This window comes from Ornithinibacter aureus (assembly GCF_009858245.1).
GTDB classification, from domain to species: Bacteria; Actinomycetota; Actinomycetes; order Actinomycetales; family Dermatophilaceae; genus Fodinibacter; species Fodinibacter aureus.
In genome coordinates this window covers 547,346-561,892 of record NZ_VMSB01000001.1, presented here as the reverse complement: position 1 = coordinate 561,892, position 14,547 = coordinate 547,346, and the positions used below count along the sequence as shown (strand labels likewise).

The window sequence follows — 14,547 nt, the reverse complement described above, 5'->3', positions numbered from 1 at the left end:
CGGGGGTGGTCCTACGCTGGGAGGTATGCCGCGTCGAGAGCCTTCCGGGACACCCGCCACGGTGACCCTCACCGCGGCGGGTGTCCCGTTCTCCCAGCACGCCTACGAGCACGACCCGGCGGCCCGGTCGTACGGCCAGGAGGCAGTCGATGCGCTCGGCCTGCCTGCCGAGCAGATGTTCAAGACCTTGCTCGTCGACACCGGGGCCGGTTTGGCGGTCGCGGTGGTGCCCGTCGCGGGGTCGCTGGACCTCAAGGCGATGGCGACGGCCCTCGGGGTCAAGCGGGTGGGCATGGCGGATCCGGCTGCGGCACAGCGCTCCTCGGGGTACGTGCTCGGTGGCATCTCCCCCGTGGGGCAGAAGCGACCCCTGCCGACGGTCATCGACGGGAGTGCCGAGCTGTTCGACGTCGTCTACGTCTCGGGTGGGCGGCGCGGGTTCGACATCGGCCTCGCCCCGGCGGACCTGGTGCGGGTCACGGGTGCCGTGCTCGCCGACATCGCCCGCTGAACGCAGCCCCGATCCCTGTGACGTGACGCTCCGACCCTGCCGCGGACGCAGCAGTTCGGGTCGCACGCACCAATTGCTGCGTACGCCCCGAAGTGCTGCGTCGGCGCCCCGTCAGGATGCCGGTGTGGAGCCCTTCGGGCGGGCGCGCACGTGCATGCGCTCGCCCGAAGGCCCGATGATCGACAGCAGTTCCACCGGCTGGTTGTCCGCACAGCCGAACCAGTGCGGTGTTCGGGTGTCGAACTCGGCGACCTCCCCCGGCCCCATGACGATGTCGTGCTCGCCGAGCACCAGGCGCAACCTGCCGGAGAGCACGTAGACCCAGTCGTAGCCCTCGTGGGTGCGCGGGTCGGGCACGCTGCGGGCGTCGGGGTAGAGCACGTGCTTGAACGCGCGCTGGCCGCCCTGCCGCGCGGTCAGCGGGATGATCGTCGCGCCCCAGGCCTCGATCGGCTTGGCGTGCACCCGGGGGTCGCCCGTCGCGGGTGCGTCGACCAGCTCGTCGAGCGTGACCCGGTAGGTGCGGGCCAGGGGCACGAGCAGCTCGAGCGTCGCGCGGCGACTGCCCGACTCCAGGCGGGAGAGGGTGCTCACGGAGATGCCCGTTTCCGCGGCGACATCGGCGAGGGTCAGGTCGCGCCGGGTGCGGAGGTCGCGCAGTCGGCGGCCGACGACGTGCGGATCGAGGTTTGCCATAGCAGCAAGGTACCTTGCTCTCTTCGCGACCGATGCGACACGGTGGGTCCATGAGCGAGCACTCCCCGGCATCCGGCATCCCCACGACGTCCACCCCGAGCGACCCGGCCAACCCGGCCCTCGTGACCAACCCGGACGCCACGCCATTCGAGGTGGACGTCGACGTCGTGGTCGTCGGTGGAGGGGCGGCCGGCCTGTCGGCTGCGACCGTCCTCGCGCGGTCACGCCGTTCGGTGGTGGTCGTCGACGCCGGGCACCCCCGCAACGCCCCGGCTGACGTCGTGCACGCCTTCCTCGGGCACGACGGGCTGCCGCCGGGCGAGCTGTTGGCTCGCGGCCGAGCCGAACTGGCCTCCTACGGGGGTCTGGTCGTCGACGGGACTGTCGTGGATGCCGTGGTGACGCCGGGCGCCGATCGGGTGAGTGTCACCGCTGCGGACGGCACCAGGTGGACGGCACGCCACCTCGTCCTGACTACGGGGGTCGTGGACGCGCTGCCCGACGTCCCTGGTCTGGCCGCGAACTGGGGCACCGGTGTGATCCACTGCCCCTACTGCCACGGCTGGGAGGTGCGCGACCGGCACGTCGTCGTGCTCGCGACGTCCCCCGCTGCGATGCACCAGGCCGGCCTGTTCCACCAGCTGACCGACGCCCTGACCGTGGTGCTGCACGACGCGCAGGCGCTGTCGTCCGACGACGTGGCCCGACTGCGCGCGCTGGGCATCGACGTCGTCGAGGGCCCGGCCAGCAGGGTGCTCGGTGAGCCCGGTGCCCTCACGGGCATCGAGGTGCCCGGTGCCACCGTCACGGCGGATGCCGTCGTCGTCGCGTCGTTCGTCGAGCCGAAGTCCCCCCTGATCACCGCCCTGGGGCTGGAGCTCACCGACCTCGAGATGATGGGCCGAGTCATGGCCCGATCCGTGGCTGCGGACCCCGTGGGCCGCACTGCCGTGCCGCGGGTCTGGGCCGCGGGGAACCTCACCGACCCGATGTCGCAGGTCGTCATGGCGGCCGCGGCGGGTGTGCGCACCGGGGCCATGGTCAACGCCGAGATGGTGATGGAGGACCAGCAGCGCCGCCTCGACGCCTTGGCCTGACCTGAGCCGGGTGTCGGTGAGAGGCCCTACTCCCAAGGGGTCGACAGCACCACCGTCGTGCGCGTCGACACGTTGGCCACCCCGCGCACGCTCGCGATGAGTTCCTCGAGCTCGGCCGGGGTGTTGACCCGCACCTTGAGGATGTAGTTCTCGTCGCCGGCCACCGAGTGGCACTCCTCGATCTGTGGCAGCTCGCGCAGCCGCTCGGGGATGTCGTCCGGGGCGGCCGGGTCCAGGGGGGTGATCGACATGAAGGCGGTGATCTGACGACCGAGCGCCTGGTGGTCGACCTTCGCCGTGTACCCCTTGATCACCCCACGCTGCTCGAGCCTGCGCACCCGCTGGTGCACGGCCGAGGTGGACATGCCCAAGGACTTCCCCAGATCGGTGTAGCTGATCCGCCCGTCCTGGGCCAGGAGCTCGATGATCCGCCGGTCTAGGTCTTCCACGCGCACAGGGTAACCGTTCTCTACGCTGCACCCATGTCTTCTGACGCCGGTGGGCCCGGCAAGCTCCTCCTGCTGGACAGCGCCTCGCTGTACTTCCGCGCGTTCTTCGGGGTGCCCGACCAGCGACGCACGCCCGACGAGCCGCCGACGAACGCTCTGCGCGGCTTCATCGACATGATCGCCACCCTCGTGACGGCCCACCGCCCGACGCACCTCGTCGCCTGCTGGGACGACGACTGGCGACCGCAGTGGCGCGTCGACCTCATCCCGACGTACAAGACGCACCGGCTCGTCGAGGGCTCGGCCGTCGCGGAGGAGTCGCCCGACGACCTCACACCGCAGGTACCGCTGATCCGCGATGCGCTGAGCGCTCTCGGGATCGCCCGCCTCGGTTCGCCCGGGTTCGAGGCCGACGACGTCATCGGCACGCTGACCCACCGTCACCGGGGAGTCATGCCAGTCGACGTCGTGACCGGTGACCGCGACCTGCTCCAGCTCGTCGACGATGCACACGGCATCCGGGTCCTGTACACCGGCAAGGGTGGGGTGCGTGAGCCGGACATCGCGACCCAGGCCTACCTTCAGGAGCGCTACGCGGTGCCGACCGGTGAGGCCTACCTCGAGATGTCGGTGCTGCGCGGTGACACCAGCGACGGGTTGCCGGGGGTCAAGGGCATCGGCGACAAGACCGCGGCCCAGCTCATCGCGCAGTACGGCTCCCTGGCGGCCCTGCGGGAGGCGATCGGGAGCGGTGACCCCGCCATCAAGGGGGCCCGCCGACTCAACCTCGAAGCGGCATCCGACTACCTCGACGTCGCCCCGACAGTGGTGCGGGTGGCCAAGGATGCCGCCCTCCCGGACGTCGACCTCACCCTCCCCCACGCGCCGGCGGACCCCGCCGCGCTCCAGGCACTCGCCGACACGTACGGAGTCGGCAACCCGGTCGACCGCCTCCTGACTGCGCTCGCCCTCCCCCGCTGACCCCTGACACCGCGATGTGAACCTAGGGCGGGCAAGGCTCAGTCATCCTCAGACCGGCAGTGCTCCGCTGGTGGGGGCGTCATCGCTGGCGCTGTCTGGTCCCCACCACGGCTCGACGTCGAGGTCGTCGGGCCATGGGTCGTCGGGGTATGACTCGTGGAGTTCGTAGCGGGCCCAGCGTTGTTCGTCGGGGTCGTCGTCGTGGATCGCGGCGATGAGTGTTCGGAGCCGCTCGGGGGTCAGTGGTGGCGGGTCGTTGATGGCCCGTTCAGCGCGTCTGTGCTCGAGGTGTCGGTCGTAGCTGCCGTGGGTGAGGTCCCAGATGACGTACCGGCCGTGCTCGTCGGGGGTGGGGTTCACCTGCGCGATGAACCGGCGCTGGTGGACCACCGTGTGGTGGCGTTGGCACAGCAGGGCAGCGTTGTCGATGTCGCTGAGCCCACCATCAGCCCAGTGCACGACGTGGTGCGCTTTGGCCCAGGCTACGGGGGCGGTGCACCCGGGGTAGGTGCACCCGCGGTCGCGGCGCAGCAACCGGCGTCGTTGCGCCCGGGTGAACAGGCGAACCACCCGGCCCAGGTCGAGGTCTTCCCCCGCGCTGCCCAGCACGTGGGGGATCAGGTCGGCGTCGCAGGACAGGCGCCGCAGCACCTGCGGCGACAGGATGGTCCCGGTCGCGGTGGACCCCACGACCTCGCCACACCCGGTGCGTGCCTGCAGGTCCGCAAGCGACATGATGACGTGGACCGCGTGCGCGGACCCGGCGGCACCGTCCGCGCCGCCGTGCTGGTCACCATCGAGGGCGCTGGAGCGCTGACACACCTGCGTCAGTGCCTCGACCCGCCGCTGCCCGAGCGGGCGCAGGTCACGTTCCCCGGTCACGTCGTTGGGGGCGGGGGCGCTGAGCGGGCCGATCGCCGCCTCCAACGCTGCCGCCTGCTCCGGCGTCATCCACAGCTGGTACTCGGTGAGGTCTCCGGACTCCACGAACGGTGCGGACAGCCGCGCCGCCGACGCCAACCGTTCCTGCAGGTCATCGAACACCCCCGGCGCGCCGTACTGCGCGAGCAGCCTGGGCCGCAGCCGGCGCAGCATCCCAGAACCCCACGCCGCACCCAGCTCGAGCATGGAGCGCACCACCGTCGGCTTGACCTCATCGAGCAGGAACGGGCCCAGTCGGGTCATCTCCCGCACCGCCGCACACCCCAAACCCGGCGACACCACCGCGCTCACCACGGCATCCGCGACGATCCCCTCGGGTGAGTCCGCATCCAGCCCACCGGCGTCGCCACCCCACCGCGCGTGCGCCGGGGCCAGCAGCCCCGCGATCGTCGCGACATCCGCCGCGCCGCCCTGCCGCAACGACGGCGCGTGATCACGCACCCACGCCGTCGCGTTCACCCCGGCCGCCTCGACCTCACCACGACCCAACGCCTCCGCGGTGATCGCGACCCGCGCCGCAACCCCCTGGGCCACCACGGCATCGACCACACCCAGCACCTCAGCCAGCTCGGGCCCCGAGCACTGGTACAGCACCTGCGTGATCCCCGTCAGTGCCTCACGGGCAGCCTCGACCCGGGAGCGACGCTCCACCAGGCTCAACGGCTGCATGTCCATGACTCATCATACTCGAACACCAGTTCGTTTCGCAACCGAACCGGGCGAGGTCCCGTGGCCGAGGGCGCCCTGGCCGCGAACCCCCACGGGCGCACCGGGCCTTCTGGGTGACGGAACGCCCTATTGCGGGCTGGCATGTCCATCCCCCATCCTCAGCGCCGCTCCTCGTCCCCGGAACGTGACAGGCCCAGCATGACAGCGACCACCGACAGCGACCCGGGGCCCGCGTCGGCCCCGGCGTCACGGGTTTACGCGACGGATGGCCACCAGCGAGGTGACTGCAGTGCAATAGGTCGGGGTCGGTCAGTCGAGGCGGTCGGCCGCGACGACGCCACGCAGGACCCCGTCGATCGCGGACCGGGCGGTGCGCCGCACCACGGCGTCGGTGCTGGCCTTGGCCACCTGGTCGAGCAGGTCCACGAGCTGCTTGCAGCGTCGCACGAAGTCACCGGCGGCCATCTCCTGCCCGCGCAGGACGGCGTCGAGTCGGTCACCGGAGGCCCAGCGGTGCACCATCCAGGCCATCCCGCCGTCGGGCATCGAGGTGGTCGGCAGGTCGTGCTCGGTCTCGAGGTCCTCGATCTGCGACCAGAGCCGCTCCATCGCGGTGAGGGCCGCAGCGACATCGTCATTGGGCATCCTCGGCGAGACCTCGGCCTCCTGGTGCCGCGGTTCGTGCACGAGCGCCGAGACCGCGGCCGCGAGCGAGGGCGCGTCGAGCAGCTTCCACACATCGTGCCGCAGGCACTCCGCAGCCAACAGGTCCTTCTCGGTGTAGAGCCGGCGCAGTCGCTCTCCCCGCTCGGTGACCGCGGTGCCGTTCCCGTCGAGGTAGCCCAGGGCCTCGAGCGCGTCGCAGATGCGATCGAAGGTGCGGGCCACGGTGTTCGTGCGGCCCTCGACCTTGCGCTGAAGGCCCACGGTCTCGCGCTTCAGACGCCACCAGCGCTCTGCCCACCGGGCGTGGGCCTCCCGGTCCGGGCACTGGTGGCAGGGGTGCGCGCGCAGCTGCTCACGCAGCATCCGCACGTGCTCGGGCTCGTTGTCGCCACCAGCGCCACCAGCGCCACCACGACGCGAACGACGCGACGGTGCGTCGTCGAGCCCGTGCGGCGCAGCGACCCGCAGCGACGTCGCGAGGTCACGGCGGGACTTCGGTGACTTGGGGTTGAAGTGGGCGGGCACGCTCACCCTGGCCATCGGCTCGACCGGCTCGGGGACGTCGACGGTGGTCAGCCGGCGGAACTGCTTGTCCTCGGTCACCACGCTCGGCCCGGTGGGCGCGCCCCGCCCGGTGCGGGCCGGTTGAACGACGACGGCCCACCCGGCTCGACGCCCGGCGGGGATGCGGATGACGTCGCCGATCTTCAGGGCCTCCAGCGACAGTGCGGCCTCGGCTCGGCGGGACGCCGAGCGCGCCCGCACCCCGTCCTTCTCCGCGTCGGCGAGGCTGCGGCGCAGGGCGGCGTACTCACGGAAGTCGCCGAGGTGGCAGTGCATCGCCTCGTCGTAGTCGTGCAGCCCCTCCTCGTTGCGGCGCAGCTTCGTGGCGATGCCGACCACTGCCCGGTCGGCCTGGAACTGGGCGAACGACGTCTCGAGGATCTCGCGGGCCACCTCACGACCCACCTGGGACACGAGGTTGACGGCCATGTTGTAGGTGGGGCGAAAGCTCGAGCGCAGCGGGTAGGTTCGGGCCGAGGCCAGACCACCGACCGCCAGCGGGTCGACTCCCCGGGCCCACTGCACCACCGCGTGGCCCTCGATGTCGATGCCACGACGCCCGGCACGCCCGGTGAGCTGGGTGTACTCGGCGGGGGTGATGTCGACGTGGGCCTCGCCGTTGTACTTGACGAGCTTCTCCAGCACCACGGTGCGGGCCGGCATGTTGATGCCCAGGGCAAGGGTCTCGGTGGCGAACACCGCACGGATGCGCCCCGCCGTGAACAGCTCCTCGACGATCTCGCGGAACAGCGGCAGCATGCCGGCGTGGTGCGCGGCGAACCCCCGCGACAGGCCCTCGACGAAGTCGAAGTAGCCGAGCACCATGAGGTCCTCACTGGCCAGGGAGTCCACCCGCTCCTCGACGAGACGCCGGATTCGCAGCCCCTCGCGTTCGGGCACCAGCCGGGTCCCGGCGGCGAGCAGCTGGCCGACGGCGGCCTCGCACCCGACCCGGCTGAAGATGAAGGTGATGGCCGGCAGCAGCCCGTCACGGTCGAGCTCCTCGATGACCTCGGCCCGGCTCGCGCCACCACCGGGCCGAGCGCCGCGGGCGAAACCTCGACCCCCCGCGCCTCCACCCGGGCCACGGCCGCCCCCACGCGGACCACCACGGGGCCCGCCACGTCCTCCCCCGCCGCGTCGGGGCTCGTCCTGCCACCGTCCGCGTTCCTCGGCGCTGCGGATGGCGGTCAGCAGGTCGGGATTGACCCGGTTTCCGGCGAACAGGTCGAACATCGTCGTGCCGACGAGGACGTGCTGGTACAGCGGCACCGGGCGGTGCTCGGACACGACGACCTCGTGGTTGCCCCGCACCTCCGCCAGCCAGTCACCGAACTCCTCGGCATTGCTCACGGTTGCCGACAGCGACACCACCTGCACGTGCTCGGGCAGGTGGATGATCACCTCCTCCCACACGGCCCCGCGGAACCGGTCGGCGAGGTAGTGCACCTCGTCCATGACGACGAAGCCGAGCCCCTCGAGGGTGCGCGACCCGGCATACATCATGTTGCGCAGCACCTCGGTGGTCATGACGACGATCGGAGCCTCGCCGTTGACCGACGAATCTCCCGTCAGCAGACCGACGTTCGCGGCCCCGTGCACCCGCACGAGGTCGTGGAACTTCTGGTTCGACAGGGCCTTGATGGGGGTGGTGTAGAACGCCTTGCGACCGGTCGCGAGGGCCAGGTGCACGGCGAACTCGCCGACCATGGTCTTGCCGGCCCCCGTGGGCGCCGCGACGAGCACGCCCTTGCCGAGCTCGACCGCCTCGCAGGCCCGCAGCTGGAAGTCGTCGAGGGGAAAGTCGAGGGATGCCGTGAAGCGCGCGAGTTCGCTGCGTTCCCGGCGATTGCGGGCCGCTGCCGCGGCGTACCTCTCGGCGGGGCTGGACATGCGCTCAGGCTACGTCAGCGATCAGGCGAGGACGGTGAGCGCGCCGGGCACGACCTCCATGCTCATCGGCAGCGGGGCGAACCGCTCGCCGTCGGCGTAGGAGACGATGCCCTTGGCCTCGAGGGTCACCGTGCGCGCCCTGCGGATCTGCACGGCGGGATGGCTCACGTGGGTGCCCTTGAACACCCTCGGGAAGACGCGCAGGAACTCGAGCGTGGAGATCTTGCGCAGGATGAGCACGTCGAGCAGCCCGTCGTCGAAGGACGCGTCCGGGGTGACCCGCATGCCACCGCCGTACGCGGGCCCGTTGCCGACGGCGACGAGCATCGCCTCGGTGTCGATGCGCTCACCGTCCAGCACGAGGGTGTACGGGATGGCCCGGAACACCGGCAGCTCGCGCAGGATCGCGAGGTTGTAGCGCATCGGGCCCTTGGGCCAGGTCAGCTCGTTGGCGCGCTCGTTGACCACGGCGTCGAAGCCGGCGGCGAGCACCCCGAGGAAGCACCTCTGCTCACCGGCGGCCGTGGTGTACCGCGCGACGTCGACCCGGCGGGTGCTGCCGGACAGGATGCGCTGCACCGAGGCGGCCGCGTCGCGCACCGGCAACCCCAGCTCGCGGGCGATGTCGTTGCCGGTGCCGGCCGCGATGACCCCGAGGGCCACCGGCGTGCCCGCACACAGGTTCGCACCCAGGTGCACCATGCCGTCCCCGCCGCCCACGACGAGCCGGTCGATGGCGCCGGACCCGATGGCGGCCCTGCCCTGCTCCACGGCGCTGCGGGCATCGGACGCACTGAGGTCGAGGACCTCCACCCCGGCGTCCCGCAGCAGCGACAGGGCCTGCTGACCGACCTGCGCCCCCGTGTTCTTGCCCGAGGTCGGGTTGATCATCAGACCCATGCGTGCCATGTATCGAACGGTAGTGGCAGCAATCCTCGTGGTGGGACGATCCAAGGGTGAACACGACATTCACCCTCCTGGCCGAACACCCCCTCCTCCTGCTCGCGGTGTTGCTCGCGTTCGGCGCGGCACTGGGGCACGTGCGCGTCAAGGGGGTGCACCTCGGGCCGGCTGCCGTGCTGTTCGCGGCGCTGGGGGTCTCCGCCTGGGCGGCCTCGGTGGACGTCGACCTGGAGATCCCCGAGGTCATCGGCACGTTCGGCCTCGTGCTCTTCACGTACACCGTGGGTGTCGTCTCGGGCACCCACTTCTTCTCGTCGCTGCGCCGGGGCTGGCCGACGATGCTCGTCGTCGCAGGTGCGCTCTCGCTCGTCGGCGCCATCGCCGTGGTCGTCGGTCGCATCCTCGGCATCGGGGGCGGCACGATCGCCGGTGCGTACGCCGGTGCCCTCACCAACACCCCCGCGCTCGCCGCGGCATCCGCCCGCGCTGCCGACCCGGCAGCCCCGACGGTCGGGTACTCCATCACCTACCTCGGCGGCGTCATCCTGATGCTCGCCGTTGCCGCCTGGTCGCTGCGTCGCCCCGGCGGCGAGTCGCGGCGCGAGGAGATCGGCCACGAGACGATCCGCGTCGAGGCGACCGACCCCATCACCGTCGACGCCCTGTCAGCAGCCCACGGCCGGGCGATCACCGTGTCGCGGCTCAAGCACGCGCACGCCGCGAACCCGACCATGGTGCCCGCCGACACCGAGGTGATCGGACACAACGACCTCGTCACCGTCGTCGGCCCACGTGACGTGCTGGATGCCGTGGCTCGCCAGCTCGGTCACGTCTCGTCCCACGACATCGTCGCCGACCGGGCGGACCTGGACTATCGGCGCATCACGCTGTCGACCAAGTCCCTCGTCGGGCACACCATCGGCGAGCTCGACCTCGACGCGCGGTTCGGCGCAGCGGTGACGCGTGTGCGGCGCGGCGACCTCGACCTCGTCGCCCACGACACCTTCGTGCTCGCCATGGGCGACCGGGTGCGGGTCATCGCCCCCCGGGACCAGATGGCCGCCGTCAGCGCCTACCTCGGCGACAGCGACCGGGGCATGTCCGACATCAACGTCGGGGGGCTGGCCCTCGGGCTCGCGACCGGCATGGCGCTCGGGCTCGTGCACGTGCCCACTCCCGGCGGCGGCTTCACGGTCGGCGCTGCTGCCGGCACCCTGCTCGTCGGCCTCGTCTTCGGCCGGCTGGGTCGGGTCGGGCCGGTCATCACCTCCATGTCCCACGGCGCGGCGCAGTCGCTCTCGGCCCTCGGGATGGTCACGTTCCTCGCGTATGCCGGGGTGCGCGCCGGTCGGACCATCACCGAGGCGTTGGCGTCGGACTCGGGCTGGAAGGTGGCCGTGCTGGGACTGGTGCTCACGGCATCCGCCGCCGCACTCCTCGTACTCGGCGTCCATGTGCTGCGCAAGCTGACCTGGCTGGAGACCGCCGGGGCGCTAGCCGGCTCGCAGACCCAGCCGGCGATCCTCGCCTACGTCAACGACAAGACCGGCTACGACACCCGCGTCGGCGTGGCCTACGCGCTCGTCTACCCCGTGGCGATGATCGCGAAGATCATCGTGGCCCAGGTGCTCGCCGGCCTCGGCTGACCCGAACCGGTTTACAGGGGGGAGGCCTCGTTGTCGTCGACGTCGAGCCAGTCGGGGCGCGCCTTCTCCTTGCGCTTGTCGAGCAGGCGGGCGACGAACCAGGCCGCGAAGTACAACACCGTGAGCGGCGCCGCGAAGACGAACATCGTGAACGGGTCGGCAGTGGGAGTGGCGACGGCCGCGAACACGAAGATGAACACCACCGCGATGCGCCAGCCCGCGAGCAGGCGCTGCGCAGGCAGCACCCCGATGACGTTGAGGCCGACCAGCACGACCGGGAAGAGGAAGCCGACGCCGAACACGAGGATGAAGCGGGTGACGAACGAGAAGTACATCGACACCTGCTGGATGTTCGACGTTCCATCCGGGCTGAAGCCGTAGAGGATCGCCAGCGACTGCGGCAGGATCGCGTAGCCGAGCCAGCAGCCCAGCAGGAACAACGGGATGGTCGCCGCGAGGAAGGCCAAGGAGATGCGCTTCTCCTTGCCGGTCAGGCCGGGCACGATGAAGGCCCAGGCCTGCCACAGGATGATCGGGCTCGCCGCGATGACCCCGACGAAGATCGACAGGCTGATGAGGTTGGACAGAGCCGCTGTCGCCTCGGCGAAGTTCAGGCTCGCGGTGACCCCGGGATTGGATTCGGCGTACGCCCTGAAGGGTGCCTGAAGGAAGGCGAACACCTCGTCGTAGAAGTAGCCGGCGACGATCGAGGCGACGAACACCGAGGCGGCGCAGATGAACAGCCGACGCCGGAACTCGCGGAAGTGCTCGCCCAGCGTCATGCGGCCCTCGGGGTCGCGAGGGCGCCGACGAAGACGAGCCATGGGTGGTGAGGTGACGGGTGGTGAGGTCAGGCCACGGGGCCGGACTGGTTGTCCGTGCGCGGTGCGTTCTCCCGCACGGCGTTGCCCTCGGTGGTCGGGATCGCGCGGTCGACGCTGGACGCCGGCTCGATGGGCTCACCCTTGACGGTGGTGCTCGAGGCGTCCGACTTGGCGGCCTCGGACTCCTTCTTCATCTCGTCGACCTCGGACTTGAACACGCGAGCCGAGCGGCCGAGGCTGCGCGCGGCATCCGGGAGCTTCTTCCATCCGAAGATGAGGATGATGAGCACCGCGACGATGATGATCTCGGTGGGTCCGATCCTGCCCATGGGGTCCAACTCCTGTGCTGATGGTGGGACGCCTGGTGGCGCAGTGGCGTCTGGTCGGTCAGTCTACGCGTGCCCAGGGCGGCAGGCGCTCCGCCCGGCGTGCACGGCGGGCCGCCCGTGTCGCGGCCTTGCCCGCCCGATACTCCTCGCGCATCCTGAGAGGAGACTGTGTGACGGCCGGGGGCGCTGGCTCCAGGTCGCGAAGTTCGTCGGCTCGCGCCTCGAGCTCGGCGACCAGGGCACTCGCGCGAGCAGCCTCGCGGCTCACACCCTTGACGCTCCCCCACACCCGCCAGGCACGCTGCCCGATCAGGGCAGCCGAGGCGGCGAGCAGCACCGTCCACACCAGGAACCAACCCCACCACGGCAGCATCGCTCAGCCCTCCCCGTACGCCGTGAGGGCGGCAGCGGCCCCGGCCGCCACCTCGGCGACCACCTGCGGCGGGTCGAGCACGACACCACGTCCGCCCAGACGCCAGACCAGACGCCGCAGCCAGGCGGTGTCCGCGGTGCGCAGCCGCACCATGAGGCCGCCGCCGTCAGCGGCCGAGATCTCCTCGCTGGACTCGACCGGGTAGTAGTCGGCCACCCAGGTCGCCCCCGGCAACAGGTGGACCGTGACCAGGAGGTCGTCCGCTGCCGGACGGAAGGTGCCTTCCGAGAGGTCACGTTCACGGGCGTGGGCGGGCGGGGTTCCGTCGACGTCGAGGACCGTGAGCTCCTCGATGCGGTCCAGCCGGAACATCCGGGTGTCCCCCGCCCGATGGCACCAGCCCTCGAGGTACCACCGGCCGTCCATGCCCACCACGCGCATGGGGTCGACGTCGCGCTCGGTGGCCTCGTCGCGGGCAGGCACGAGGTAGCGCAGGTGCACGCGGCGCCGGTCGGTGACGGCCCGGCGCACTCGGGCCAGCACCTCCGACGAACCGCCGTCGGCCACCTCGGCCCGCACTCGCGCGGCGGGAGCGGCAGCCGACCCCGCGGCATCCTCGAGCTTGGCCAGGGCCCGCTCGACGGCATCACGATCGCCCAGGCCGGGAACCTCGCGCAGCGCCCGCAGGCCCACGATCAGGGTCACCGCCTCGTCGACCCCCAGCCGCAGGGGCCGGGCGATGGTGTCGGCGTTGCCGATGAAGACCCGGCCCTCCTCCCAGTCGGCCTCGATCAGCTCGTCGGGCATCTGCCCGTAACCGCACAGGAAGAGCAGGTTGAGGTCGGCTTCGAGCTGGTCGACGCTGACCCCGAGGTCGTCGGCCGCCTGGCGCAGGTCGATGCCCTGGCGGTTGACCAGCCACGGCACCATCGTCAGCAGGCGCGCCAGCCGGGCGGTGGCGCTCTCCGTCGCGAAACCAGCCATCAGCCCATCCCCCCGTGGGCAGCCAGCGCCCCGCGCAGTCGCTCGACGACGGCGTCGACCAGCTCGGGCGGCTGCTCCACGACGACGTCGGGGCCGTAGCCGGCGAGTTCCTCGGCGAAGGCGTCGAGGTCGCCGTGGTCGAGGTCGACGAGGTCCCACGTGTCGTCGACGGACCCGACGGTGCGGGCCCGACGACGCAGGCTGTGCCCGGTGTCGCGGCGAACGCGCAGCACGGCCGGGCTCGGTTGGGTCTGGGGTCGCGCCACCCGGCGAACCATCGACTGGGGCTCGTGGTCCTCAGGAACCTCGAACGCACCTGCGCGGCCCGAGGCCTTCACGGTTCCCACGATCCGCGAGAGGCGGAACACACGCGGCGCCTCGCGCTCGAGGTCGTAGGCGTTGAGGTACCACCTCCCGTGCCAGGAGACGAGTGACCACGGCTGCACCGTGCGCACCTGCACCTCGGTGGCCTCGGGGCGCCGGTAGCCGAAGGTCAGCACCACCCGTCGCAACACACCGTCCTTGACGGCGTCGAAGGCGGGTTCGGTGGTGCGCAGCCGTGGTTCGATGCCGATGAGCGCGTCGACGTCGCGCTCGACCCCGGCAGCGCGCAGCTTGCGCAGGGCGGCAGCGGCCGGGCCGGCCAGGCTCGCCTGCGCCCAGGTGCGGCTGGCCAACCCGAGCACGGCGAGCTCGTCGGGCTCGAAGGCGATGTCGGGCAGGGCGTACTCGCGCTGGTGGATGCGGTAGCCGGGCTCGTCCTCGTGCAGCGGGTCGATGTCCTCGGTGACCAGCGGTATGCCGAGCTCGCGCAGCTCGTCCTTGTCGCGCTCGAACATCCTCTCGAAGGCCTCGGTCGACGCCGACTGCCCGTACTGCGGCACGAGCGAGCGGATCTGCGCCTTGGGCAGCGGCCGGCGGGTGTAGAGCAGCACCAGCACGAGGTTGAGCAGTCGCTCGGTCTTCACCTGTGCCGCCGAGGGGGTGCCTGCGCCGGGCTCGTTGCTCACCCGCCAGACG

14 protein-coding genes are annotated in these 14,547 nt (G+C 71.3%); 4 read left to right on the top strand and 10 right to left on the bottom strand.

What is annotated here, in order from left to right; genetic code table 11:
* Positions 1 to 25: 25 nt before the first annotated feature.
* Complete coding sequence (gene ybaK / locus C8E84_RS02730; RefSeq protein WP_159899283.1) at positions 26 to 511, top strand: Cys-tRNA(Pro) deacylase; 486 nt, start codon at positions 26 to 28, stop codon at positions 509 to 511.
* A 111-nt stretch (positions 512 to 622) separates the two neighbouring features.
* On the opposite strand, the gene C8E84_RS02725 is transcribed toward ybaK, so the two are convergent.
* A complete protein-coding gene (locus C8E84_RS02725) occupies positions 623 to 1,207 on the bottom strand; it encodes a helix-turn-helix domain-containing protein (protein WP_159899281.1) in 585 nt (194 codons plus the stop codon).
* 50 nt (positions 1,208 to 1,257) lie between these two features.
* Here C8E84_RS02725 and C8E84_RS02720 point away from each other — a divergent pair, with 50 nt between their 5' ends.
* Positions 1,258 to 2,304, top strand: coding sequence for an NAD(P)/FAD-dependent oxidoreductase (locus tag C8E84_RS02720; RefSeq protein ID WP_159899279.1), 1,047 nt, complete (start codon positions 1,258 to 1,260; stop codon positions 2,302 to 2,304).
* Positions 2,305 to 2,330: 26 nt separating this feature from the next.
* Here the strand turns inward: C8E84_RS02720 and C8E84_RS02715 are convergent, their stop codons facing one another.
* A complete protein-coding gene (locus C8E84_RS02715; protein ID WP_159899277.1) occupies positions 2,331 to 2,753 on the bottom strand; it encodes an Lrp/AsnC family transcriptional regulator in 423 nt (140 codons plus the stop codon).
* Positions 2,754 to 2,786: 33 nt separating this feature from the next.
* Here C8E84_RS02715 and C8E84_RS02710 point away from each other — a divergent pair, with 33 nt between their 5' ends.
* Positions 2,787 to 3,734: a 5'-3' exonuclease gene (locus tag C8E84_RS02710; protein ID WP_159899275.1), complete on the top strand. Its 948-nt coding sequence runs from the start codon at positions 2,787 to 2,789 to the stop codon at positions 3,732 to 3,734.
* 48 nt (positions 3,735 to 3,782) lie between these two features.
* On the opposite strand, the gene C8E84_RS02705 is transcribed toward C8E84_RS02710, so the two are convergent.
* From C8E84_RS02705 to C8E84_RS02695, 3 genes are all read right to left on the bottom strand, one after another.
* Positions 3,783 to 5,351: an HNH endonuclease signature motif containing protein gene (locus C8E84_RS02705; protein ID WP_159899273.1), complete on the bottom strand. Its 1,569-nt coding sequence runs from the start codon at positions 5,349 to 5,351 to the stop codon at positions 3,783 to 3,785.
* Between the two features lie 303 nt (positions 5,352 to 5,654).
* The gene (locus C8E84_RS02700) at positions 5,655 to 8,468 is read right to left on the bottom strand and encodes a DEAD/DEAH box helicase (RefSeq protein ID WP_159899271.1); all 2,814 of its coding nucleotides are present in this window, start codon (positions 8,466 to 8,468) and stop codon (positions 5,655 to 5,657) included.
* A gap of 21 nt (positions 8,469 to 8,489) precedes the next feature.
* Positions 8,490 to 9,377: a YegS/Rv2252/BmrU family lipid kinase gene (locus tag C8E84_RS02695; protein WP_159899269.1), complete on the bottom strand. Its 888-nt coding sequence runs from the start codon at positions 9,375 to 9,377 to the stop codon at positions 8,490 to 8,492.
* Between the two features lie 47 nt (positions 9,378 to 9,424).
* On the opposite strand from C8E84_RS02695, the gene C8E84_RS02690 reads away from it, so the two are divergent.
* Complete coding sequence (locus tag C8E84_RS02690) at positions 9,425 to 11,017, top strand: aspartate:alanine exchanger family transporter (protein WP_159899267.1); 1,593 nt, start codon at positions 9,425 to 9,427, stop codon at positions 11,015 to 11,017.
* 11 nt (positions 11,018 to 11,028) lie between these two features.
* On the opposite strand, the gene tatC is transcribed toward C8E84_RS02690, so the two are convergent.
* Genes tatC through C8E84_RS02665 form a run of 5 tightly spaced genes read right to left on the bottom strand, consistent with a single transcriptional unit; the run spans position 11,029 to position 14,537 of the window.
* Entirely contained in the window at positions 11,029 to 11,841 is an 813-nt protein-coding gene (gene tatC, locus C8E84_RS02685; protein ID WP_246196733.1) for a twin-arginine translocase subunit TatC, read from the bottom strand.
* Between the two features lie 26 nt (positions 11,842 to 11,867).
* Entirely contained in the window at positions 11,868 to 12,170 is a 303-nt protein-coding gene (gene tatA, locus C8E84_RS02680) for a Sec-independent protein translocase subunit TatA (protein WP_159899265.1), read from the bottom strand.
* Between the two features lie 58 nt (positions 12,171 to 12,228).
* On the bottom strand, positions 12,229 to 12,543 hold the full coding sequence (locus tag C8E84_RS02675; protein ID WP_159899263.1) for a hypothetical protein: 315 nt from the start codon (positions 12,541 to 12,543) through the stop codon (positions 12,229 to 12,231).
* A gap of 3 nt (positions 12,544 to 12,546) precedes the next feature.
* Positions 12,547 to 13,527, bottom strand: a complete 981-nt coding sequence (locus C8E84_RS02670; RefSeq protein WP_159899261.1) for a helix-turn-helix transcriptional regulator — start codon at positions 13,525 to 13,527, stop codon at positions 12,547 to 12,549.
* Entirely contained in the window at positions 13,527 to 14,537 is a 1,011-nt protein-coding gene (locus tag C8E84_RS02665) for a helix-turn-helix transcriptional regulator (protein WP_159899259.1), read from the bottom strand. The genes C8E84_RS02670 and C8E84_RS02665 overlap by 1 nt, the downstream gene beginning before the upstream one ends.
* Between the last annotated feature and the right edge of the window lie 10 nt (positions 14,538 to 14,547).

What these genes read in the sequence shown, in the direction of transcription:
- C8E84_RS02675 (WP_159899263.1), bottom strand. Translation starts at nt 12,543, where the DNA reads ATGCTGCCGTGGTGGGGTTGGTTCCTGGTGTGGACGGTGCTGCTCGCC.
- tatA (WP_159899265.1), bottom strand. Translation starts at nt 12,170, where the DNA reads ATGGGCAGGATCGGACCCACCGAGATCATCATCGTCGCGGTGCTCATC.
- C8E84_RS02725 (WP_159899281.1), bottom strand. Translation starts at nt 1,207, where the DNA reads ATGGCAAACCTCGATCCGCACGTCGTCGGCCGCCGACTGCGCGACCTC.
- ybaK (WP_159899283.1), top strand. Translation starts at nt 26, where the DNA reads ATGCCGCGTCGAGAGCCTTCCGGGACACCCGCCACGGTGACCCTCACC.
- C8E84_RS02710 (WP_159899275.1), top strand. Translation starts at nt 2,787, where the DNA reads ATGTCTTCTGACGCCGGTGGGCCCGGCAAGCTCCTCCTGCTGGACAGC.
- tatC (WP_246196733.1), bottom strand. Translation starts at nt 11,841, where the DNA reads ATGGCTCGTCTTCGTCGGCGCCCTCGCGACCCCGAGGGCCGCATGACG.
- C8E84_RS02705 (WP_159899273.1), bottom strand. Translation starts at nt 5,351, where the DNA reads ATGGACATGCAGCCGTTGAGCCTGGTGGAGCGTCGCTCCCGGGTCGAG.
- C8E84_RS02720 (WP_159899279.1), top strand. Translation starts at nt 1,258, where the DNA reads ATGAGCGAGCACTCCCCGGCATCCGGCATCCCCACGACGTCCACCCCG.
- C8E84_RS02695 (WP_159899269.1), bottom strand. Translation starts at nt 9,377, where the DNA reads ATGGCACGCATGGGTCTGATGATCAACCCGACCTCGGGCAAGAACACG.
- C8E84_RS02700 (WP_159899271.1), bottom strand. Translation starts at nt 8,468, where the DNA reads ATGTCCAGCCCCGCCGAGAGGTACGCCGCGGCAGCGGCCCGCAATCGC.
- C8E84_RS02670 (WP_159899261.1), bottom strand. Translation starts at nt 13,527, where the DNA reads ATGGCTGGTTTCGCGACGGAGAGCGCCACCGCCCGGCTGGCGCGCCTG.